This window comes from Mesorhizobium sp. PUT5 (genome assembly GCF_052216645.1).
Classification (GTDB): Bacteria; Pseudomonadota; Alphaproteobacteria; order Rhizobiales; family Rhizobiaceae; genus Mesorhizobium.
The window spans coordinates 4,071,489-4,091,717 of the sequence record NZ_JBQOSO010000003.1 but is presented as its reverse complement, the minus strand read 5'-3'; the positions used below and the strand labels follow the sequence as shown (position 1 = coordinate 4,091,717).

The 20,229-nt window shown below is 66.7% G+C and carries 18 protein-coding genes; 15 read left to right on the top strand and 3 right to left on the bottom strand.

What is annotated here, in order from left to right; genetic code table 11:
• Positions 1–29 precede the first annotated feature (29 nt).
• Complete coding sequence (locus ACTDI4_RS21490; RefSeq protein ID WP_442843074.1) at positions 30–974, top strand: LysR substrate-binding domain-containing protein; 945 nt, start codon at positions 30–32, stop codon at positions 972–974.
• A gap of 53 nt (positions 975–1,027) precedes the next feature.
• On the opposite strand, the gene ACTDI4_RS21485 is transcribed toward ACTDI4_RS21490, so the two are convergent.
• The gene (locus ACTDI4_RS21485; protein WP_442843073.1) at positions 1,028–1,441 is read right to left on the bottom strand and encodes a DUF3830 family protein; all 414 of its coding nucleotides are present in this window, start codon (positions 1,439–1,441) and stop codon (positions 1,028–1,030) included.
• A gap of 381 nt (positions 1,442–1,822) precedes the next feature.
• Between ACTDI4_RS21485 and ACTDI4_RS21480 the strand changes: the two genes are divergently transcribed.
• The 3 genes from ACTDI4_RS21480 to ACTDI4_RS21470 are packed head-to-tail and all read left to right on the top strand — an operon-like array spanning position 1,823 to position 4,080.
• The gene (locus tag ACTDI4_RS21480; RefSeq protein ID WP_442843072.1) at positions 1,823–2,728 is read left to right on the top strand and encodes a polysaccharide deacetylase family protein; all 906 of its coding nucleotides are present in this window, start codon (positions 1,823–1,825) and stop codon (positions 2,726–2,728) included.
• Positions 2,729–2,785: 57 nt separating this feature from the next.
• On the top strand, positions 2,786–3,103 hold the full coding sequence (locus tag ACTDI4_RS21475) for a hypothetical protein (RefSeq protein WP_442843071.1): 318 nt from the start codon (positions 2,786–2,788) through the stop codon (positions 3,101–3,103).
• Positions 3,100–4,080 (top strand): CobW family GTP-binding protein, encoded by a 981-nt coding sequence (locus ACTDI4_RS21470; RefSeq protein WP_442843070.1) that lies wholly within the window; start codon positions 3,100–3,102, stop codon positions 4,078–4,080. The genes ACTDI4_RS21475 and ACTDI4_RS21470 overlap by 4 nt, the downstream gene beginning before the upstream one ends.
• A 270-nt stretch (positions 4,081–4,350) precedes the next feature.
• Here ACTDI4_RS21470 and ACTDI4_RS21465 read toward each other — a convergent pair whose 3' ends face one another.
• The gene (locus ACTDI4_RS21465; protein WP_442843069.1) at positions 4,351–4,674 is read right to left on the bottom strand and encodes a hypothetical protein; all 324 of its coding nucleotides are present in this window, start codon (positions 4,672–4,674) and stop codon (positions 4,351–4,353) included.
• A gap of 293 nt (positions 4,675–4,967) precedes the next feature.
• Between ACTDI4_RS21465 and ACTDI4_RS21460 the strand changes: the two genes are divergently transcribed.
• From ACTDI4_RS21460 to phoB, 7 genes are all read left to right on the top strand, one after another.
• Complete coding sequence (locus ACTDI4_RS21460) at positions 4,968–8,156, top strand: response regulator (protein ID WP_442843068.1); 3,189 nt, start codon at positions 4,968–4,970, stop codon at positions 8,154–8,156.
• A 221-nt stretch (positions 8,157–8,377) separates the two neighbouring features.
• Positions 8,378–9,436: a phosphate ABC transporter substrate-binding protein PstS gene (gene pstS / locus ACTDI4_RS21455; protein ID WP_442843067.1), complete on the top strand. Its 1,059-nt coding sequence runs from the start codon at positions 8,378–8,380 to the stop codon at positions 9,434–9,436.
• 60 nt (positions 9,437–9,496) lie between these two features.
• Positions 9,497–10,486, top strand: a complete 990-nt coding sequence (gene pstC / locus ACTDI4_RS21450) for a phosphate ABC transporter permease subunit PstC (protein ID WP_442843066.1) — start codon at positions 9,497–9,499, stop codon at positions 10,484–10,486.
• A 3-nt stretch (positions 10,487–10,489) separates the two neighbouring features.
• On the top strand, positions 10,490–11,344 hold the full coding sequence (gene pstA, locus ACTDI4_RS21445) for a phosphate ABC transporter permease PstA (RefSeq protein ID WP_442843065.1): 855 nt from the start codon (positions 10,490–10,492) through the stop codon (positions 11,342–11,344).
• Entirely contained in the window at positions 11,341–12,144 is an 804-nt protein-coding gene (pstB, locus tag ACTDI4_RS21440; RefSeq protein WP_442843064.1) for a phosphate ABC transporter ATP-binding protein PstB, read from the top strand. The genes pstA and pstB overlap by 4 nt, the downstream gene beginning before the upstream one ends.
• A gap of 26 nt (positions 12,145–12,170) precedes the next feature.
• Positions 12,171–12,878 carry a phosphate signaling complex protein PhoU gene (phoU, locus tag ACTDI4_RS21435; protein WP_442843063.1) on the top strand — a complete coding sequence of 236 codons (708 nt, stop codon included), beginning with the start codon at positions 12,171–12,173 and terminating at the stop codon, positions 12,876–12,878.
• A gap of 21 nt (positions 12,879–12,899) precedes the next feature.
• On the top strand, positions 12,900–13,589 hold the full coding sequence (phoB, locus tag ACTDI4_RS21430) for a phosphate regulon transcriptional regulator PhoB (protein WP_442843062.1): 690 nt from the start codon (positions 12,900–12,902) through the stop codon (positions 13,587–13,589).
• Here the strand turns inward: phoB and ACTDI4_RS21425 are convergent.
• Complete coding sequence (locus ACTDI4_RS21425; RefSeq protein WP_442843061.1) at positions 13,568–14,836, bottom strand: ROK family protein; 1,269 nt, start codon at positions 14,834–14,836, stop codon at positions 13,568–13,570. The genes phoB and ACTDI4_RS21425 overlap by 22 nt on opposite strands.
• A 258-nt stretch (positions 14,837–15,094) precedes the next feature.
• On the opposite strand from ACTDI4_RS21425, the gene xylF reads away from it, so the two are divergent.
• The 4 genes from xylF to ACTDI4_RS21405 all read left to right on the top strand — a co-directional run bounded on the left by xylF (position 15,095) and on the right by ACTDI4_RS21405 (position 20,175).
• Positions 15,095–16,135: a D-xylose ABC transporter substrate-binding protein gene (xylF, locus tag ACTDI4_RS21420; protein WP_442843060.1), complete on the top strand. Its 1,041-nt coding sequence runs from the start codon at positions 15,095–15,097 to the stop codon at positions 16,133–16,135.
• Between the two features lie 158 nt (positions 16,136–16,293).
• Entirely contained in the window at positions 16,294–17,610 is a 1,317-nt protein-coding gene (locus ACTDI4_RS21415) for a sugar ABC transporter permease (protein WP_442843059.1), read from the top strand.
• Positions 17,611–17,627: 17 nt separating this feature from the next.
• Entirely contained in the window at positions 17,628–18,437 is an 810-nt protein-coding gene (locus ACTDI4_RS21410; RefSeq protein ID WP_442843058.1) for an ATP-binding cassette domain-containing protein, read from the top strand.
• Positions 18,438–18,564: 127 nt separating this feature from the next.
• Positions 18,565–20,175: a CHASE domain-containing protein gene (locus ACTDI4_RS21405; RefSeq protein WP_442843057.1), complete on the top strand. Its 1,611-nt coding sequence runs from the start codon at positions 18,565–18,567 to the stop codon at positions 20,173–20,175.
• Positions 20,176–20,229: the final 54 nt, after the last annotated feature.

Sequence of the window (20,229 nt, the reverse complement as noted above, 5' to 3'; positions counted from 1 at the left end):
GCATCAGCGTTCGGCAATGGAGAAAGCCCGTGAACTATGACCTGATCGACCTGCGGCTGCTCGTGCTGATTGCCGAGACCGGCGGCTTCGCGCCGGCCGCGCGGGCGGCGAACATGTCGGTGTCGGCGCTGTCGGAACGCGTGAAGGCGCTCGAAACCCAGGCCGGCACGCCCTTCTTCGAGCGCAGCGCGCGCGGCTCGCGGCCGACGCGCGCCGGCATCGAGCTGGCCGGGCATGCGCGCGCCGTGCTGCTGCAAGCCGAGCGGCTGAACGGCGCGGTCGCCTCGTGGCGGCATCGCCAGAGCGGCACGATCCGGCTGCTGGCCAATTCCAACGCCATCATCTCCTTCATGCCGGACCTTCTGGCGGCGTTCATGGCGCGCTATCCCGACGTGGTCGTCGACCTGCACGAGGACACCTCCGACAGCATCGCCCGGGCGCTCCGCGCCGGCGACGCCGATGTCGGGATCGCGGCCGGCAACGCCAAGCTCGACGGCCTCGACCTCGTGCCCTTCCGGCGCGACCGGCTGGTGCTGCTGGTGCCGGCCGGGCATCGGCTCGCGGACGCCCGCTCCGTCGGCTTCGCCGAACTGCTCGACGAGCAGTTCATCGGCCTGGACGAGCATTCGGCCATCCACGTCTATGTCGGCCAGCAGGCGCAGAAGCTGGGCCGCGAGCTTGGCGTGCGCCTGAAGCTGCGCAGCTTCGAGGGCGTGTGCCGCATGGTGGTGGCGGGCGCCGGCGTGGCGATCCTGCCGTCGACGACGGTGGGAACGGGAACGCTGGAGGCGGGCGCGCATGTCGTGCAGCTCGCCGACGCCTGGGCGGAGCGCAAGCTCGTCATCTGCCTGCCGCGCGACCGGCCGATCCCGGCGCTGGTGCGCCTTCTGGTCGACGAGATCGCGCAGGGCCCCTCGAGCCGATTCGAGGGTGTCGGCCGGCGCGAGCGCGTCGCAAAGATGCAGGGCGCGTAGAGCCGGCCGCCTTCGCGTTCGATCCGGCCCCGCGATCCTGTCTGGCCGGCCCGCTATTCCATCTGGAACGTGATCTTCTGCGCGCCCTGCCACAGGGTCCGCTTGCCGATCTCGGCGAGCCGGTCGAGGTTCGAGGTCAGGGTGATGAAATGATTGCCGGCAAGCTGGCCCAGCTTGGAGGCGAAATGCACGCCGCCATAGGCGAGCAGGATCTCCGTTTCGCTGATGCCGCCGGGATAGAGCACGATCTGGCCCGGCGCAGGATAGCTGGTGTGGTTCTCGTAGCCCACGCCGAAATTGTAGTCGCCCAGCGGAATCCATACCCCCTCGCCGCTCCAGCGCACATGCACCACCTGGCTCTCGAAAGGCAGCCTCTCGACGAAGGCCGCGCATGTGGCCGGCGCGGCCTCGCGCTCCAGCCTTGCGTCGAACGCGACATCCGCGATGACGACCTTCAACCTGTCCATGCAATCCTCCTCCTGATCGATAAGTCCGGTAAGAGCAGGTGCCGACAGGCCGATGTCAAGCCGTCGCAACGGCTTGGGGGCCGCAATCAACCGGCCGATGCAGGCTTGATCGGAAATCGGATTTTTATTGATATCGATTTCATATCTATTGTGGCCGTATCCGGGCTAACGCCTTGTCGTGGTAAAATATTTATCCTCATTGCCATGAGGCTTCCCACTGATATAGTCGGCGTCCGGGTCCTGGCGCGCGACGGGTTGCACCCGCGCGCGAGGGGAGGGTCCGCCCGCGGATGCGGGACGACAGCCGCCTTCGATTTTGTTGGTGCGGGCTGTCATGCGAAATCGAAAGAGCCGCGTTGCGGTCCAAAGGAGGAACTGAGAATGGCGAAGAAGGAAATCATCTGCGCGTTCGGCACGGACATCGATTCCGTGGCCGGCTGGATCGGCTCCTATGGCGGCGGGGATTCGCCGTCGGACATCCAGCGCGGCATCTTTGCCAGCGAGGTCGGCAACATCCGGCTGCTGCGCCTGTTCAAGAAATACGGCCTGAAGACCACCTTCTTCATTCCCGGCCACTCGATCGAGACCTTCCCCGACCAGGTGAAGCAGATCGTCGACGAGGGCCACGAGATCGGCGCGCACGGCTACCTCCACGAGAACCCGATCGCCATGACGCGCACGCAGGAGGAGGCCGTGCTGGTCAAGAGCATCGAGCTGATCGAGAAGCTCTCCGGCAAGGCGCCGCGCGGCTATGTGGCGCCGTGGTGGGAAATGTCGAACTCCACCGCCGAACTGCTGCTGAAATACGGCTTCGAATACGACCACAGCCAGGGCTATCGCGACTTCCAGCCCTTCTACGCCCGCGTCGGCGACGAGTGGAACGTGATCGATTATTCCAAGAAGGCCGAGGAGTGGATGAAGCCGCTCAAGCACGGCAAGGAGATCGACCTGGTCGAGATCGGCGCCAACTGGTATGTCGACGACCTGCCGCCGATGATGTTCATGAAGAAGGCACCCAACAGCCACGGCTTCGTGAACCCGCGCGACATCGAGGAACTGTGGCGCGACCAGTTCGACTGGGTCTATCGCGAGATGGACTATGCGGTGTTCGCCTTCACCATCCATCCCGACGTCAGCGGCCGCCCGCAGGTGTTGCTCATGCTGGAGCGGCTGATAGAGTACATCAACGGCCATGACGGCGTGAAATGGATGACCTTCGAGGAGATCGCCGCCGACTACCGCAAGCGCTTCCCGTTCGACGGCAAGGCGCGGCCCGAGGTCATCTGATCCCGATTCATTCTCGGCGGGGACGGCAACGCCCCCGCCGCAGTCCTGGAGGCGACGATGTGCGGCTTTTGCGGGTTTCCTTCCGCGCCGGGCCACTGGACCGAGGCCGGCTCCTCGGCCACGGCACATGATCGGCTGCGCGCCCGCTACCGCCGGGCCGATCTGCTGAAATCCATCCTGCCGGCCCAGGGGCTGACCGCCCATGACGACATGCAGACGCCCGGCATCTGCGTCGGCACGTTTTCGGGCAACCAGGTGATCGCGGCCAACCTGGCCGAGGTCTGGGAGGCGGCCGAAAGGCTTTCGGGCAGGGCCTTCGATCCGCTCGATCCCGCCTTCCTGGACGGCGGGACGCAAGACGGCGGCGAAAGATGATCCGCGACGGCGCCGAAGGGCGCATGAAGCTGACGATACTGGGCGGCTTCCTGGGGTCGGGCAAGACCACATGGCTGCGCCATCAGCTTCACGCCGATGCCTTCGGCGAAGCCCTCGTCATCGTCAATGAAGCGGCGGCGGTGCCGGTCGACGATGCCCTTCTCTACCGCTCGACGCGGCTTGCGGTGCTGCCGGACGGCTGTGCCTGCTGCGCGGGAAAGGAAGGCTTCCTGCGCCTGATGCGCGGGATCGCCGAAGACCGCGTCGACGGCAACGGCACGCGCGGCGCGCGGCTGCGGCTGGAGCAACTGGTGCTGGAAACGAGCGGGCTCGCCGATCCCGGCGCGATCGTCGACGCGCTGCGCAGCGACCCGGTGCTGGTCCACCATGTCGTGGTCGGCGAGATCGTGGTGGCCGTGGACGCCCTCAACGGCCTGGTGCAGATGCGCGGCGAGCCGCTCAGCCGCCGGCAGGTCGAGACGGCGGACCGCCTCGTCGTCACCAAGGTCGACATGGCCGATCAAGCGGAGCTGAAACGGCTTCTCGCCACCTTGCGGCAGCTCAACCCCGGCGCCGCGATTGCGGGGGCCGCCCTGGGCTCCACGGCCGCGCTTCCGGACTATGCCGACGCCGGGGCCGAGCCGCTGCCGGACCTTTCCGGCCGACCACAGGCGCCGGTCATCGCCACAACGCTGCATGTCGACCCAGCGATCGACTGGACCACCTTCAGCACCTGGATGAGCGCCTTGCTCCACGCCAGGGGCGACGACATCCTGCGTGTCAAGGGCGTGGTGCCGACGCCCGCCGGGCGGCTGCTGCTGCAGGGCGTGCGGCGGGTGGTGCAGCCGCCCGAAATCCTGCCTGGCGGGGCGGCCAATGTCGGCGGCACCGACAACGAGATCGTGGTCATCGGCCGCAGCTTCGATCCGGCCGACCTGCCGCGGTCGCTGCGCCGTTTCGTCGAGATCGCCTCCTAGAGCATGTTGCAACCAAGTGGAATCACTTGGCGTCGCACACATGCGGCAAAATCAATCGGATAGACCATGATGTCGTCCGAAAACCGCCTCACACTTTTCGGCATCATGGTCTAGAGCGTTTCCGCTTTTCTCCGAATCGCGGAAACGCTCTAACCCTTTGTTTTGACGCAATTCCGAACGCAAAACCGCTTCGCACTTTTGCTGGAATTGCTCCAGGGCGCCAACCCATCAAAAGTCTGCCCGGGCCTGGAGACCGGGCCGTGCCGCCGGCTATTCGCAATCGACGCGGACGCGGCCATCCCGGGCGGTCGCGTCGCGGCAGGTCAAGGCCTGCCCCGGCGCCATCGGGGCCGCCGGCGCCGGTGCCTGGGCCCGCGCATGCCTCGGCGTGCCGACGCGCCTTGCCGCGGCTTTCTGCACCTGGGGCGCCACCGGGAATATGGCGGCCTCGCTGCCCAGAAGCGTCCGAGAGGTTGACGGGCCCGGGTCCCATATGCGCCGGTAATCGACCTGTTTCGGGATCACCACCGTGCCGTCGCCGGTGCGCGCGCATCCGCCCGCCGCCAACGGCAGACATACGAGCAGGCCTGGCATCCACAATATCCGCATCATGATGCCTATCTGATATCGCGGGGGGCGTCAGGCCCACAAGACCCCGGCATGCAAATGGCCGCCGGCGATTCGTTTCCCGAAGGTTCGGTTCCGTTAAGGTTAGCAGATCGTTAAGCCTTGTGGTGCACAGTTCGCCCGCGGATTGCGGAGGGGGAAGCCGCGCAAGCGTTCGGGGGCACGAAGGGATGACTGCAGAGGAAGAGGTGGCCGCGGCCCGTGATGCTGCGGAGCGGGGGGAGCCGTTTGGGGGCCGGTTTTCCGCCGGGGACCTGGAGATGCTTGTCGCGGCCGGAGCCGACTGGCTGTGGGAAACCGACGCGGATCTGCGCTTTTCCTGGCTTTCCGACGATTTCGAGGCCGCGACGGGCACTGCCCCTTCGAGCGTGCTTGGCCGGATACGTTTCGACTTCCTCGCCCAGGGCCCGCGGGGCGGCCAGGCCGCCCGCCATCTGGACGACCTCGGTTCGCGGCGTCCGTTCCGCGACTTCGTCTACGAGATGAAGGGCAGCGACCCAGGCTGCCGCTGGGTCTCCATCTCGGGCTTCCCGCGCTTCGACGCGGCGGGCACCTTCCTCGGTTATCGCGGACTGGGACGCAACATCACCCAGGTGATGGACGCATGGGGCGGCGAAAGCCTGCTCTACGATCTCAAGCGGACGATCAATTCGCTCGACATGGGCGTCGTCATCCTCGATGCGGACCTGAACACCGAGATCATCAATCGCGCCTTCTACGAGATCTGGGATGCGGACCCCGAGGAGATCGCCGTCGGCTGCCCGTTCCGGGCCCTGCTGGAATTCAACCGCCATGACGGGCTGGAGGAGGTGGACGACGAGGGGTGGGAGAACTATGTGGCCAGCCGCCTGGCAGAAATCAGCGCCGGCGACGTGCCGCCGCGCGAAATGTCGCGCGAAGGGGGCCGTACCGTCATCTATTCGGTCACCGCGCTGTCCGGCGGCAAGCGGCTGATTTCCTATTACGACGTGAGCGAGCTGAAAAGACGCGAGAAGGCGCTGCGCGAGAGCATGCAGCAGACCGATCTTTTCCGGCACGTCATGGACGAACTGCCGGTGGCGGCCTTCACCAAGGGGGCCGACCTCAGGATCGAGTTCGTCAACAAGGCCTGGTGCGCGATCACCGGCGTGCCCAAGGAGGAAGCGGTAGGGCGCACCGACCGCGAACTGTTCGGCGGCGCCGAGGGGGACGGCTTCTTCCAGTGCGATGCCGAGGTCGCCCAGACCGGCAGGGTGCTAGAAGTCGAGGAGGCGGTGACCCACCGCGACGGCACGCTGCGGCAACTGATGACGCGCAAGAGCCGGCTCATGGCCAGCGACGGTTCGGTGCATCTCGTGGGATCTTCCACCGACATCACCGAGGTCAAGGCGCGCGAGCACGCCCTCCAGGAGAGCATGCGCGAGAACGAGGTATTCCGCAGCCTGATCGACAACGTGCCGGTGTCCATCTACGCCAAGCGTTCGGACCTGCGGCAGTTCTACGTCAACAAGGGCTGGTGCGACCTGACCGGCATCTCCGAGGAAGACGCGATCGGCAAGACCGACATCGAGATCTTCGGCGAGGAGGGCGAAGCCTTCGTGGAAGGCGACCTCGCCGTGCTGCGCACCGGCCAGACCCAGGAGATCGAGGAAGCCATAACCGCAGCCGACGGAAGCGTGCGCCACCAGTTCGCGCGCAAGGGCGCCATGATCGCCTCGGACGGCTCGCTCTACCTGATCGGCTCGACGACCGATATCACCGAGCTGAAGCAGCGCGAGGCGGAACTGCGCGAGGCACGCCAGCGCGCGGTGCTGGCCGACCGCGCCAAGTCGGAATTCCTGGCCAATATGAGCCACGAGATCCGCACGCCGATGAACGGGGTTCTGGGCATGGCGGAGCTGCTGGCCAAGTCGGACCTCGACCCGAAGCAGAAGACCTTCACCGACATCATCGTCAAGTCGGGCAACGCGCTGCTCACCATCATCAACGACATCCTCGACTTCTCCAAGATCGACGCCGGCCAGCTCGTGCTCGATCCGGCCCCCTTCAACCTGGTCGAGGCGATCGAAGACGTGGCCACGCTGGTGTCCACGCGCGCCAAGGAGAAGGACCTGGAGCTGATCGTGCGAGTGGCGCCCGGCCTCGACGGACTGTTCGTCGGGGATGTCGGGCGCGTCCGCCAGATCGTCACCAACCTGGTCGGCAATGCGGTGAAGTTCACCGACGAGGGCCATGTGCTGGTGGACGTCGCCGGGCAGGGCATGCCGACCGGCACCAAGCTCACCATCTCCATCACCGACACCGGCATCGGCATCGCCGAGGACAAGCTCAGGCTCGTCTTCGACAAGTTCAGCCAGGTGGACACCTCCTCCACCCGGCGCCACGAAGGCACGGGGCTGGGGCTTGCCATCACCTCGCGGCTGGTGGACATGATGGGCGGCGATATCGGCGTCGAAAGCGCGGAAGGCAAGGGCTCGACCTTCTGGTTCTCGGTGACCCTGCCGCGTGCGCAGGAAAGCGGCGTCCCCCGCGTCATGCCGATCGACGTGACCGGCGCGCGCGTGCTCATCGTCGACGACAACGCCGTCAACCGCGCGATCCTGACCGAGCAGATGAAATCGTGGACCTTCGATTCCTGCGCGGCCGCCAGCGGGGCGGAAGGGCTGAAGGTGCTGACGGCCGCCGCCGCCTACGGCGTGCCGGTCGATTGCGTGGTGCTGGACTACCAGATGCCGGGCATGACGGGCGCGGAGATGGCGCGGATCATGCGCAATACGCAGGGGCTGGCCGACATCCCCATCATCATGCTGACCTCGGTCGACCAGAGCATGGCCAACGCCGCCTATCGCGACCTCGGCATCGATGCCCAGCTCATCAAGCCGGCGCGATCCTCCGCGCTGCTGGAGGCGCTGGTGGCGACCGTCCAGAAGCACCGGTCGGCGGGCATGCCCGATTGGCGCGAGCCGCCGCCGGTGCTGGAGGATGCGGCGGTGCCCGCGCGCCAGCAAGCGCAGGTGCAGGCCGCGCCCGCCCGCCCCCCCGATGCCGACGCGGCGCAGAAGGACCTGAACCGGCTGGACATCCTGGTGGCCGAGGACAATGAGGTGAACCAGCTCGTCTTCACGCAGATCCTCGGCGAGACGGGATACAGCTTCTACATCGTCAGCAACGGGCGCAAGGCGCTGGAGATGGCGGTCAGGATGAAGCCGCGCATGATCCTGATGGACGTGTCGATGCCGGAGATGAACGGGCTGGAGGCGACCGCGGAGATCCGCGAGCGCGAAGTCCTGGAGGGCAGGCATGTGCCGATCGTCGGCGTCACGGCGCATGCGCTGAAGGGCGACCGCGAGCGCTGCCTGGAGGCCGGCATGGACGACTACCTGCCGAAACCGATCAGCCCGAAATCGCTGCTGGAGAAGCTGGAGCGCTGGCTGGGCGCGGGCGATATCCTGCGGCGCGAGGCCATGTAGGGGGGCGCAGCGCCTCGATTTTCTTCTGGAAAGCGCGGGTCTGCGGCGCGACCGCTTTTCCCGCCGGGCCGCGTGCGCCGCCCCGCGGGCCTGCCTGCACGCGTCGATCGTTACCGAAGCGACACGAAACTGTCATGCGACTGTAATAAAGCGGGCTTAAGGCCACGCCCGACGCCGAAGGAAAGGCGTCGAGAGACCACTTCCGAACAGGAGCAGGCCACATGAGACATTTCATCCGCTCGGCGGCTGTTGCGATCGCAATGGCTGCGGCGTCCGCGATGACCGTTCCCGCCGCGCTCGCCGCGGATATTTCCGGCGCCGGCGCTACCTTCCCCTATCCGATCTATGCCAAGTGGGCCGACGCCTACAAGAAGGAGACCGGCATCGGCCTCAACTACCAGTCGATCGGCTCGGGCGGCGGCATCAAGCAGATCAAGGCCAAGACGGTGACCTTCGGCGCCTCCGACGCGCCGATGAAGGGCGAGGACCTGGAGGCCAACGGCCTTGCCCAGTTCCCCATGGTGATGGGCGGCATCGTGCCGGTCGTGAACCTCGAAGGCGTCAAGCCGGGCGAACTGGTGCTCGACGGCACCACGCTGGCCGACATCTTCCAGGGCAAAATCGCCAACTGGAACGACGAGGCGATCCAGAAGCTCAACCCCGACGTGAAGCTGCCCGATCAGGCCATCGCCGTCGTGCATCGCTCGGACGGCTCGGGCACGACCTTCAACTTCTCCTACTACCTCGCCGAAGTGAATGCCGACTGGAAGGACAAGGTCGGCGTCAACACCGCGCTGGAATGGCCCGTCGGCATCGGCGCCAAGGGCAATGAGGGCGTGGCCAACAACGTCGCCCAGACCGGCGGCTCGATCGGCTATGTCGAATATGCCTATGCCAAGCAGAACAAGCTGACCTATGCCGACATGATCAACAAGGACGGCAAAAAGGTCGAGCCGACCGCCGCCGCCTTCTCCGCCGCGGCCGCCAATGCCGACTGGTCCTCGCAGCCCGGCTACGGCGTCATCCTGGCCAACCAGCCCGGCGCCGAGTCCTGGCCGATGACGGCCGCGACCTGGATCCTAGTCTACAAGAACCCGGACGATGCGGCCGCCACCGCCGAAGCGCTGAAGTTCTTCGCCTGGTCCTATGAGAAGGGCGCCGAAATGGCCGGCGAACTGGACTACGTGCCGATGCCGGAAAACGTGGTCAAGAGCGTCGAGGACATGTGGGCCAAGGACATCGTCGGCTCCGACGGCAAGCCGCTCTATTCCGCCATGTAATGCAGGCGGGGAGGGCGCCGCGGGCGCTCTCCCCTCTCCTTTCCACAGCGAGGGCGTTCGATGACCGTCGTTTCCGAAGCCATGCCCCGGCATGCCGGCGCCGCAGCGCGTGCGGCCACAGTGCGGCGTTTCGCGCTCACCGATGCGGTCTTCCACGCCCTTACGCGTGCCTCCGCCATCCTGGTGCTGGTCATCCTGGGCGGTGTCGCCGTCTCGCTGGTGGTCGGCGCCTGGCCGGCATTGTCGGCGTTCGGCCCCTCCTTCCTCACCACCCAGTCGTGGAACCCCGTGACGGAGAAATTCGGCGCGCTGGCGCCGATCTACGGCACCCTCGTCACCTCCGCCATCGCCATCCTGATCGCGGTTCCCATCGGCATCGGCATCGCCGTGTTCCTGACCGAATTGTGCCCGCGGCCGCTGCGCCGGCCGATCGGCATCGCCGTCGAACTGCTGGCGGGCATTCCCTCCATCATCTACGGCATCTGGGGCCTGTTCGTCTTCGCCCCGTTCCTCCAGGTCTATCTCCAGCCCTTCGTGATCGGCCTGTTCAAGGGCGTGCCGGTGCTGGAGAACCTGTTCGCCGGTCCGCCCTACGGCATCGGCCTGCTCACCTCGGCGCTGATCCTGGCCATCATGGTGCTGCCCTTCATCACCTCCATCACCAAGGACGTGTTCGACACCGTGCCGGCCGTGCTCAAGGAATCGGCCTACGGCATCGGCTGCACCACATGGGAAGTGACGCGACGCATCGTCATTCCCTACACCCGCGTCGGCATCATGGGCGGCGTCATGCTGGGCCTCGGCCGCGCACTCGGCGAGACCATGGCGGTCACCTTCGTCATCGGCAACGCCCACCGCATTAGCGCCTCGCTGTTCGCGCCGGGCACGACGATCTCGGCCTCCATCGCCAACGAATTCACGGAAGCCGACGGCGCCCTCTACACCTCTTCGCTGGTGGCGCTCGGCCTCATCCTGTTCGTCATCACCTTCCTGATCCTCGCTGCGGCGCGCTTCATGCTGCTGCGGATCGACCGCCGCGCCGGAGCCTGAGCCATGTCCGTGCCTTCCTCCTCGCTTCACCGCCGCCGCAAGGCCAGGAATGCCGTCATGATGGGGCTGTGCACATGCGCGGCCGGCATCGGCCTGGCATGGCTGGCGCTGATCCTCGGCGCGCTGGTCTACAAGGGACTGGCCGGCCTGTCGGTCTCGGTGTTCACGCAGATGACGCCGCCGCCGGGCGACGCCGGCGGTCTCGCCAACGCCATCGCCGGCTCCATCGTCATGACGGTGATCGCGGTGGCCGTCGGCACCCCCATCGGCGTGCTGGCCGGCACCTACATGGCCGAATACGGCCGCTTCTCAAAGCTGTCGACGGTGGTGCGCTTCATCAACGACATCCTTCTTTCGGCGCCCTCCATCATCATCGGCCTGTTCGTCTATGAGCTGATGGTGCGGCCCATGGGCCACTTCTCGGCCATCGCCGGTGCCATCGCGCTCGCCATCCTGGTCATTCCCGTGGTGGTTCGCACGACGGAGGACATGCTGAACCTGGTGCCCAACGCGCTGCGCGAGGCCGGCACGGCCATCGGTGCGCCGCGCTGGGTGGTGATCCGGTCCGTCGCCTACCGCGCCGCCCTTTCCGGCATCGTCACCGGCATCCTGCTGGCGATCGCCCGCATCTCCGGCGAGACGGCGCCGCTGCTGTTCACCGCGCTCAACAACCAGTTCTGGTCGAGCAATCTCAACGCGCCGATCGCCAGCCTTCCGGTCACCATCTTCCAGTTCGCGCTCTCGCCCTACGAGGAGTGGCAGCAACTGGCCTGGACCGGCGCGCTCATCATCACCATGACGGTTCTGGGCCTTTCCATCTTCGCCCGCAGCCTCACCGGACGCAGAGAGGACAGATGAAACCGATGTTGTCCCCCGAAACAGTCGTGGCCGAGCCCGTGCTCGGCAAGGCCAAGATCGAGGTGAAGAACCTCAATTTCTACTATGGCGAGTCCAGGGCGCTGAAGGACATCGGTCTGGAGCTGCCGGAGCGCAGCGTCACCGCCTTCATCGGCCCGTCAGGCTGCGGCAAGTCAACGCTGCTGCGCGTGCTCAACCGCATCTATGAGCTTTACCCGAAGCAGCGGGCCGAGGGCCAGGTGCTGCTCGACGGCGAGAACATCCTCGACCGCTCGCAGGATCTAAATCTTCTGCGCACCAAGATCGGCATGGTGTTCCAGAAGCCGACGCCGTTCCCCATGTCGATCTACGAGAACATCGCCTTCGGCATCCGGCTCTACGAGAAGCTGTCGAAGGCCGAGATCGACGTGCGGGTGGAGGAGGCGCTGGTGCGCGCAGCGCTCTGGGGCGAGGTCAAGGACAAGCTCCATGCCAGCGGCCTTTCGCTGTCCGGCGGCCAGCAGCAGCGCCTGTGCATCGCCCGCACCGTGGCGGTGAAGCCGGAGGTTATCCTGCTCGACGAGCCGGCCTCGGCGCTCGATCCGCTCTCGACGGCCAAGATCGAGGAACTGATCGACGAGTTGCAGGCCGACTACACCATCGTCATCGTCACCCACAACATGCAGCAGGCGGCGCGCGTCTCCAGCCAGACCGCCTTCATGTATCTGGGCGAACTGATCGAGTTCGACCGCACCGAGAAGATCTTCACGTCGCCGCGCGAGAAGCGCACGCAGGACTACATCACCGGCCGGTTCGGCTGACGGCCCACGCAGACGAGGACACGACCATGATGGAACATACCGTCGCCTCCTTCGACGAGGACCTGAAGCAGATCGGCGGCCTGATCCGCGGCATGGGCGAACTCGCCGGCACCATGGTGGCCGACGCCACGCGGGCGCTGACCCATTCCGACACCGCGCTGGCCCAGCGCGTCGTCTCCGACGATGCCGTCATGGATGCGCGCCAGCGCGAGCTGGATACGCGCGCCATCACCCTGATCGCCAAGCGCCAGCCGATGGCCCACGACCTGCGCGCGGTGATCGGCGCCATCCGCATGGCCGGCGACCTCGAGCGCATCGGCGACCTCGCCAAGAACATCGCCAAGCGGATCGACGCGGTCGGGCAGGGCGCCGTGCCGCGCGAGCTGTCGCATTCGATCGATTCCATGGCCGATCTCGTGCTGGCGCAGGTCGGCGGCGTGATCGAGGACTATGTGGCGGGCGACGCGCCGGCGCTTGCCCAGTTGCGCGACGACGACGAACGCATCGACGAGAAGTACACCTCCGTGTTCCGCGAGCTGTTGACCTATATGATGGAGGACCCGCGCAACATCACCGCCTGCACGCATCTTCTGTTCTGCGCCAAGAATTTGGAGCGCATCGGCGACCATGTCACCAACATCGCCGAGAATGCCTATTATGTGCTGACGGGCGAGCAACTGCCGCCGAACCGGCCGAAGCTCGACGAGACGGCCATGTCGGTGCCGGCGAGCTGAGACGCGAGGACGGAGAGGCGCATGATCGCACCACGCATCATGGTGGTGGAGGACGAGGAGCCGCTTGGCGTCCTGCTCCGCTACAATCTGGAATCGGAAGGCTATCAGGTCGAGGTGGTGACGCGCGGCGACGAGGCGGAGATCCGGCTCCAGGAGCACGTGCCGGACCTTCTGGTGCTCGACTGGATGGTGCCGGCCGTCTCCGGCATCGAATTGTGCCGCCGGCTGCGCATGCGGCCCCAGACCGAGCGGCTGCCGGTCATCATGCTGACGGCGCGCGGCGAGGAAAGCGACCGCGTGCGCGGCCTGTCCACCGGCGCCGACGACTATCTGGTCAAGCCCTTCTCGATGCCGGAGTTCATGGCGCGGGTGAAGGCGCTGCTGCGCCGCGCCAAGCCCGAAGTGCTCTCGTCCGTGCTGAAGGTCGGCGACATCATGCTCGACCGCGAGCAGCACCGCGTCTACCGCAAGAAGAGCGAGATCAGGCTCGGGCCGACCGAATTCCGCCTGCTGGAGTTCATGATGCAGCATCCGGGGCGCGTCTTTTCGCGGGCGCAACTGCTCGACAATGTCTGGGGCGAGACGATCTACATCGACGAGCGCACGGTGGACGTGCATGTCGGACGGTTGCGCAAGGCGGTCAATGACGGCCGGCTGCCCGACGTCATCCGCACCATCCGCGGCGCAGGCTACGCCATAAAGGAAGACTGAGGGGCTGTTCGCGCCGCTTCGCCCGTTGCCGGGCCCGGGGCCGGGCCGGGCGCGAAGATCTCGTTGTCCACGAAGGTCAGCGCGCGCATGGCGCACCCTTCGCGGATCAGCGCCAGCTCGTCCGGCTCGGTGTCGAAGGAGATCGATTCCGAATGCTGGCCGCCCGCCGTCTGGGCGATCGCCCGGCGCAGGGCCGGCTCGATGAGGTCGAAGGCGCGCGCGCCGACGCCCACCATGGTGACGGGCGCCGGGTCGATCAGCGCGAACAGGTTGCCCAGGCCGAATCCCAGCGCCGTGCCGGCCTTGCGGTAGGCCTCGCGTTCCGGCCCGTCCGCCGCGCGCGCCCGCTGCGCCAGCGCCAGCATGTCCGCCTCGGCGATGTCGGCGGCCGGCGGCGTGTCCTCGCCCAGGCCATGGGCGTTGCGCCAGATCGCGTAGTTGCCGGCATAGGCCTCCACGCAGCCGCGCCGTCCGCAGCGGCACAGCGCGCCGCCCGGGCGGTGGATCATGTGGCCGAACTCGCCGCCGGAGGAATGGGTGCCGGCGAACAGTTCGCCGTTGAGCACGATGCCCATGCCGATGCCGTGCGACAAAAGCATGGCGATGAAGTCGTGCCTATAGCGGTCGGTGCCGCGCCAGCGCAGCGCCACGGCCATCATGTTGCAGTCGTTCTCGATCGTGGTCGGAATGCCGAAGGCCGTCTCCAGCGCGTCGGCGAGGGCGATGTCGGTGTGCGGCGTGATCGGCGACCACAGCATGGTGCGGGCGTGCGAATCCGTGATGCCCTGCACCGCCAGCGCGATGCGCAGCACCCGCCTGCCGGAAAGCGCCGGGTCGCCGAGATGCCGGCGCATGATCGCGACGCATTCGCCCACCAGTTCCTCGCGCGGCAGGGCCAGCGTGTCCAGCCGCCGCTGTTCCTCGGAAATGATGCTGCCGGCGTAGTCGATGACGGCGACGGCCAGGAAATTCAGCGACAGCACCGCGGTGACCACGGCCGCGGCCGCCGCATCCAGCTCCAGCCCGATCTGGGGCCGGCCGCGCTTCAGCGGCGCGGGGCCGCTGCCGCGCTGGACGAGGATTCCCTCGCCGATGAGGTCGGAGGAGATCGCCGAGATCGTCGAGTTGCTCAGGCCTGTGATCGAGGCGATCTCGGTGCGCGACGGCTCGCCGCTGCGCCGAACGGCCCCTATCACCATGGCGCGGTTGCGCCGGCGAAGATCGTCATGGCGGATGCCCACCGTCATTGCCTTACCGTCTCCTTGGCCGCGCCCCTGATCCACCAGGGCTGCCGGCGCCGGAGCGAAATAGTGGCAGAAGCAGGCCGTGCTGTCATACATTATTTCGAGACTCGAAAAAAAATTCGCGACATTGTGAACCCCGTTGACAGGCCGCCCGGCTTGCGTCACACTTTTTTCGAAGCTCGAAAAAAAGAGCTTTGGCGTGGACCCGGGATCGGAAGCCCCGGGCCGGTTCACAGGCGCCTTGGGCGCAGGGAGGAAATCATGAGGAAATTCACTGCCGCCATACTTGCCGGCGCGGCGATGTCGCTGACGCTGGTTTCCGTCGCCGAGGCCAAGGACAAGGTCATCGGCGTTTCGTGGTCCAACTTCCAGGAGGAGCGCTGGAAGACCGACGAGGCCGCGATGAAGAAGGCCATCGAGGCCGCCGGCGACAAATACATCTCCGCCGACGCGCAGTCATCCGCCGCCAAGCAGCTTACGGATGTCGAGAGCCTGATCGGGCAGGGCGCCAACGCGCTCATCATCCTGGCGCAGGACGCCTCGGCGATCGGGCCTGCCGTGCAGAAGGCGCTGGACGAGGGCATCCCGGTGGTCGGATATGACCGCCTGATCGAGAACAAGGACGTCTTCTACCTGACCTTCGACAACAAGGAGGTCGGCCGCCTGCAGGCCAAGGGCGTCTTCGCCGTCAAGCCGGAAGGCAATTACGCCTTCATCAAGGGCTCCTCCGCCGACCCGAATGCCGACTTCCTGTTCTCCGGCCAGATGGAGGTGCTGAAGGAGGCGATGGACGCCGGCAAGATCAAGAATGTCGGCGAGGCCTATACGGACGGCTGGCTGCCGGCCAACGCGCAGAAGAACATGGAGCAGATCCTGACCGCCAACGACAACAAGGTCGACGCGGTCGTGGCGTCCAACGACGGCACCGCCGGCGGCGCCATCGCCGCGCTGCAGGCGCAGGGCCTTGCGGGCTCTGTGCCGGTGTCGGGCCAGGACGGCGACCATGCCGCGCTGAACCGCATCGCGCTCGGCACCCAGACCGTGTCGGTGTGGAAGGATGCGCGCGAACTCGGCAAGAACGCCGCCGAGATCGCCTCCGAGATGGCCGACGGCAAGAAGATGACCGACATCGCCAATGTGCAGGACTTCACCACGCCGGGCGGCAACACCGTCAAGTCGGTGTTCCTGAAGCCGGTCGCCATCACCAAGGACAACCTCAACGTGGTGATCGACGCCGGCTGGATCGGCAAGGACGAGGTGTGCTCGGGCGTCAAGGCGGGCAGCGTCGCCGCCTGCGACTGAGGCCGGAGCGCGATCCTGGAGAACATGGGACGCCGCGGCCCTGCAGCCGCGGCGTTTTTCTTCCGGGCGGGCGGCCCGGGCGGGGCTTCTAACGGAGCCGGAAAATCCATAGGATCGGCTGCCGCAACCGCGCCAGACGGCACCGGCGGGAGGAGATCATGACCGACACCACCACCAACGATCCGCTCGACCGGGCGCGCGCGGCCGATATCGGCGCGTTCGGCCGGTTCCTCAAGGCGACCGAACTGGACACGCGCATGCTGGGCATGGTGGCGGCGCTGATCGCCATCTGGGTCGTCCTGCATGTGCTGTCGGGCGGCCTGTTCCTGACGCCGCGCAATCTGTGGAACCTGTCGGTCCAGTCGTCGTCGGTCGCCATCATGGCCACCGGCATGGTGCTGGTGATCGTGACGCGCAACATCGACCTGTCGGTCGGCTCGCTGGAGGGCGTGCTCGGCATGGTCATGGGCGTCATGCAGGCCGAGATACTGATCCGCACCGTCGGCCTGCCGCTCGGCGATCCCTGGATCTGGGTGATCGCGCTGGCCTGTGGCCTGCTGCTCGGCCTCGCCATCGGCGCCTTCCAGGGTTTCGTCATCGCCTATCTGGAGGTGCCCTCCTTCATCGTCACGCTGGGCGGCCTGCTGGTTTGGCGCGGCGCGGCCTGGTGGATCACCAGCGGGCGCACCGTGGCGCCGCTCGACGCCACCTTCCAGCTCATGGGCGGCGGGCCGCAGGGCTCCATCGGCGCGAACTGGAGCTGGATCGTCGGGCTGGTGGCCTGCGCCGCCGTGGTGGGGCTGCTGCTCAACGGCCGCCGGCAGCGCAAGCGCTTCAAGTTTCCGCTGCGGCCGGTCTGGGCCGAAACCTTCCTCGGCGCGGTGGTCTGCGCCGTCATCCTCGGCGCGGTGTGGATCGCCAACTCGTATCCGTGGCCGGTCGGCATCGTCAACAGATACGCCGCCGCCCGCAACATCACCGTTCCCGAAGGCGGCCTGTTCATCGCCCACGGCATCGCCATCCCGGTGCTGATGGCGGTGGCGGTCGGCATCGTCATGACCTTCGTCACCAATCGCACCCGCTTCGGCCGCTACGTCTTCGCCATCGGCGGCAATCCGGAGGCGGCCAACCTGGCCGGCATCAACACGCGCTGGATCACGGTCAAGGTGTTCATGATCATGGGCGTGCTGGCGGCGCTGAGCGCGGCGATCTCCTCGGCGCGGCTCAACGCCTCCACCAACGCGCTGGGCACGCTGGACGAGCTTCTGGTCATCGCGGCGGCCGTCATCGGCGGCACCTCGCTGGCCGGCGGCTCCGGCACGGTGCTGGGCGCCATGCTGGGTGCGCTGCTGATGCAGTCGCTGCAATCGGGCATGGTGCTGCTGGGCATCGATTCGCCGCTGCAGAGCATCGTCGTCGGCACAGTGCTGGTCATCGCCGTGTGGCTCGACACCGTCTACCGCAAGCGCGTCTGAGGCAGGGAGGAACGATCATGGCCCACACCACGCAGGCCCGCACGCCCGACCAGCCGCCGCTGGTGGATCTGCGGAACATATCGATCGCCTTCGGCGGCATCCGCGCCGTGGACGACGCCTCCGTCGACCTCTATCCGGGCGAGGTGGTGGCGCTGCTCGGCCATAACGGCGCCGGCAAGTCGACGCTCATCAAAATCCTGTCGGGCGCCTACAAGCGCGACGCCGGCCAGATCTTCGTCAATGGCGAGGAGGCCACCATCGCCAACCCGCGCGACGCCAAGAAGTACGGCATCGAGACGATCTACCAGACCCTGGCGCTGGCCGACAATGTGGATGCGGCCGCCAACCTGTTCCTCGGACGCGAACTGATGACCGCCTGGGGGACGCTCGACGACGTCGCCATGGAGGCGGAGGCGCGCAAGGTGATGGGCCGGCTCAATCCACGCTTCCAGCGCTTCAAGGAGCCGGTCGTCAAGCTCTCGGGCGGCCAGCGGCAATCGGTGGCGATCGCGCGCGCCATCCTGTTCAACGCCCGCATCCTCATCATGGACGAGCCGACGGCGGCGCTCGGACCCCAGGAGACGGCGCAGGTCGGCGAACTGGTCAAGCAGCTCAAGGCCGACGGCATCGGCATCTTCCTCATCAGCCACGACATCCACGACGTGTTCGACCTCGCCGACCGCGTCTGCGTCATGAAGAACGGCCAGGTCGTCGGCACCGCGCGCACCCAGGACGTCACCAAGGACGAGGTGCTGGGGATGATAATCCTGGGCAAATGCCCGCCGGGGGCGGTTCCCGGACCCGGCGCGCTCAAGATCGCGGCCTGAGCGCCGCCCGCCCCTCCGGGACATCCGCATCGGCCGCCCGGTCATGCCGGCGGCCGGCCGGGCATTGTCTCGGCGCGCAAAATTGCTATGAAAGGCGGGGGATTGTTCTCACAGGTTGCGGCTGCCTTTGAAGAAGCTCTTTCCGATCGTCGCATTTGTCGCCGTCGCGCTGATCAGCCTTGCGATGGCCGGCTTCGCCTATTTCGCCACGCAGGAGGCGACACGCATCAAGTTCGAAGGCACGGCCGACGACGCCCTGAACCGCATCGAAAGCCGCATCGACCTGCAACTGTCGCTGCTGCGCGCGACCAAGGCCTTGTTCGAGGCCAATAGCGGCAAGGTCTCCCTGAAGGAATTCGAGACGTTCTACGATTCCCTGGATGTGGCCGACCATTTTGCCGGCCTGCACGGCGTCGGTTTCGTCCGGTTCGTGAAGGCCGGAGACGAAGCTTCCGTCGAACGGGAAATCAGCCTGAACTTCGGGTTCGAGCGTCCGGTCCATCCGCCGTCGGACCTGCCCTGGCGGGCTCCGGTCGTGCTGCTGGCGCCGTTCGATGCCAACAGCGACGCCGTCATAGGCTTCGACATGATGACCGATCCGGTACGCCGGGAGGCGATCGAGCGAGCCGTCAAGGACGACGCGCAGCATGCCACAAGGCGCCTGCTGATGGGCAAGAACACTGGTGCGGCCCGCAACTTCACCGGCTTTCTGGTCTTTGCCCGACTGGCCCCGGAGGCGAGCCAGGACGGCAGCGGCGCTCCGACGGGCGGGCTCGTCTACAATGCCTACCGCGCCCACGATCTGTTCCAGACCGCGCTCGCCAAGGCGCCGCTGCTGCCGGTGAATGTCGAGGTCTACGACGACGCCGTGGACCCGGACAATCTCGTGTTCCGCTCGGAGACGCCGCCGGCGCCATCCGGCGAATATCTGTCGGCCACGCGCACCGTCCAGATCGCCGATCGGCAGTGGACCATCGTGTTTCGTCCGACGAGCGCGTTTTCGGTGCCGTCCTCGCGCCTCATCCCCATCATGCTGGGCCTGTTCGGGCTGTTGCTGGCCGGCGCCATCGCGCTGGTGGCGCGCTATCAGGAGCGGGCCTACGATGCCGTTTCGCAATTGCACGAGGCGACCGAGAAGAGCCTTCTCGAAAAGGACCTGATGCTTCAGGAAATGAAGCACCGCATCAAGAACTCGATCTCGCGCGTGCTGGCCATTTCCCGCCAGACGGCGGCGGGAGCGACGGACATGAGCGAATTCGCCAGCTCCTTTTCCGCGCGGCTGCAGGCCATGGCCGCCTCGCAGGACATGCTGACCCGCTCGCGCTGGCAGAAGGCCGATCTGGAAGACCTGCTGCGCATCGAGCTCGGGCAGGTGTTCGGCAAGGAACTGCCGGACGGCCTGCTGTCCGGGCCGCAGGTGCTGCTCGACGAGACCACGACCCAGGCGCTGGGGCTGACCTTCCACGAACTTGCCACCAACGCGCTGAAATACGGCGAGGCGGCCAACTCGGTCGGCGCGCTGAAGGTCGACTGGAGGGTCGAGGGTCCGAAGCCGGCGCGGATGCTGGTTCTCAACTGGCGTGAATCGGGCCAGACCGCGCTGACGGCGCCGGCCAAGACCGGCTTCGGCACCAAGCTCATCGACATGAACATCACGCGCGAGCTGAACGGCACCATCAGCCGCGAATTCCGTGCCTACGGCCTGATGGTGACGATCCGGATTCCCCTGCAATCCTGATGCGGGCCGCAATGAAAACGGGGGCCGGCTTGCGCCGGCCCCCGCTCGTTCGCG

Coding starts and splice junctions, on each gene's coding strand:
- ACTDI4_RS21485 (WP_442843073.1), bottom strand. CDS start 1,441: ATGGACAGGTTGAAGGTCGTCATCGCGGATGTCGCGTTCGACGCAAGG.
- ACTDI4_RS21480 (WP_442843072.1), top strand. CDS start 1,823: ATGGCGAAGAAGGAAATCATCTGCGCGTTCGGCACGGACATCGATTCC.
- ACTDI4_RS21475 (WP_442843071.1), top strand. CDS start 2,786: ATGTGCGGCTTTTGCGGGTTTCCTTCCGCGCCGGGCCACTGGACCGAG.
- ACTDI4_RS21470 (WP_442843070.1), top strand. CDS start 3,100: ATGATCCGCGACGGCGCCGAAGGGCGCATGAAGCTGACGATACTGGGC.
- ACTDI4_RS21465 (WP_442843069.1), bottom strand. CDS start 4,674: ATGCCAGGCCTGCTCGTATGTCTGCCGTTGGCGGCGGGCGGATGCGCG.
- ACTDI4_RS21460 (WP_442843068.1), top strand. CDS start 4,968: ATGCTTGTCGCGGCCGGAGCCGACTGGCTGTGGGAAACCGACGCGGAT.
- pstS (WP_442843067.1), top strand. CDS start 8,378: ATGAGACATTTCATCCGCTCGGCGGCTGTTGCGATCGCAATGGCTGCG.
- pstC (WP_442843066.1), top strand. CDS start 9,497: ATGACCGTCGTTTCCGAAGCCATGCCCCGGCATGCCGGCGCCGCAGCG.
- pstA (WP_442843065.1), top strand. CDS start 10,490: ATGTCCGTGCCTTCCTCCTCGCTTCACCGCCGCCGCAAGGCCAGGAAT.
- pstB (WP_442843064.1), top strand. CDS start 11,341: ATGAAACCGATGTTGTCCCCCGAAACAGTCGTGGCCGAGCCCGTGCTC.
- phoU (WP_442843063.1), top strand. CDS start 12,171: ATGATGGAACATACCGTCGCCTCCTTCGACGAGGACCTGAAGCAGATC.
- phoB (WP_442843062.1), top strand. CDS start 12,900: ATGATCGCACCACGCATCATGGTGGTGGAGGACGAGGAGCCGCTTGGC.
- ACTDI4_RS21425 (WP_442843061.1), bottom strand. CDS start 14,836: ATGACGGTGGGCATCCGCCATGACGATCTTCGCCGGCGCAACCGCGCC.
- xylF (WP_442843060.1), top strand. CDS start 15,095: ATGAGGAAATTCACTGCCGCCATACTTGCCGGCGCGGCGATGTCGCTG.
- ACTDI4_RS21415 (WP_442843059.1), top strand. CDS start 16,294: ATGACCGACACCACCACCAACGATCCGCTCGACCGGGCGCGCGCGGCC.
- ACTDI4_RS21410 (WP_442843058.1), top strand. CDS start 17,628: ATGGCCCACACCACGCAGGCCCGCACGCCCGACCAGCCGCCGCTGGTG.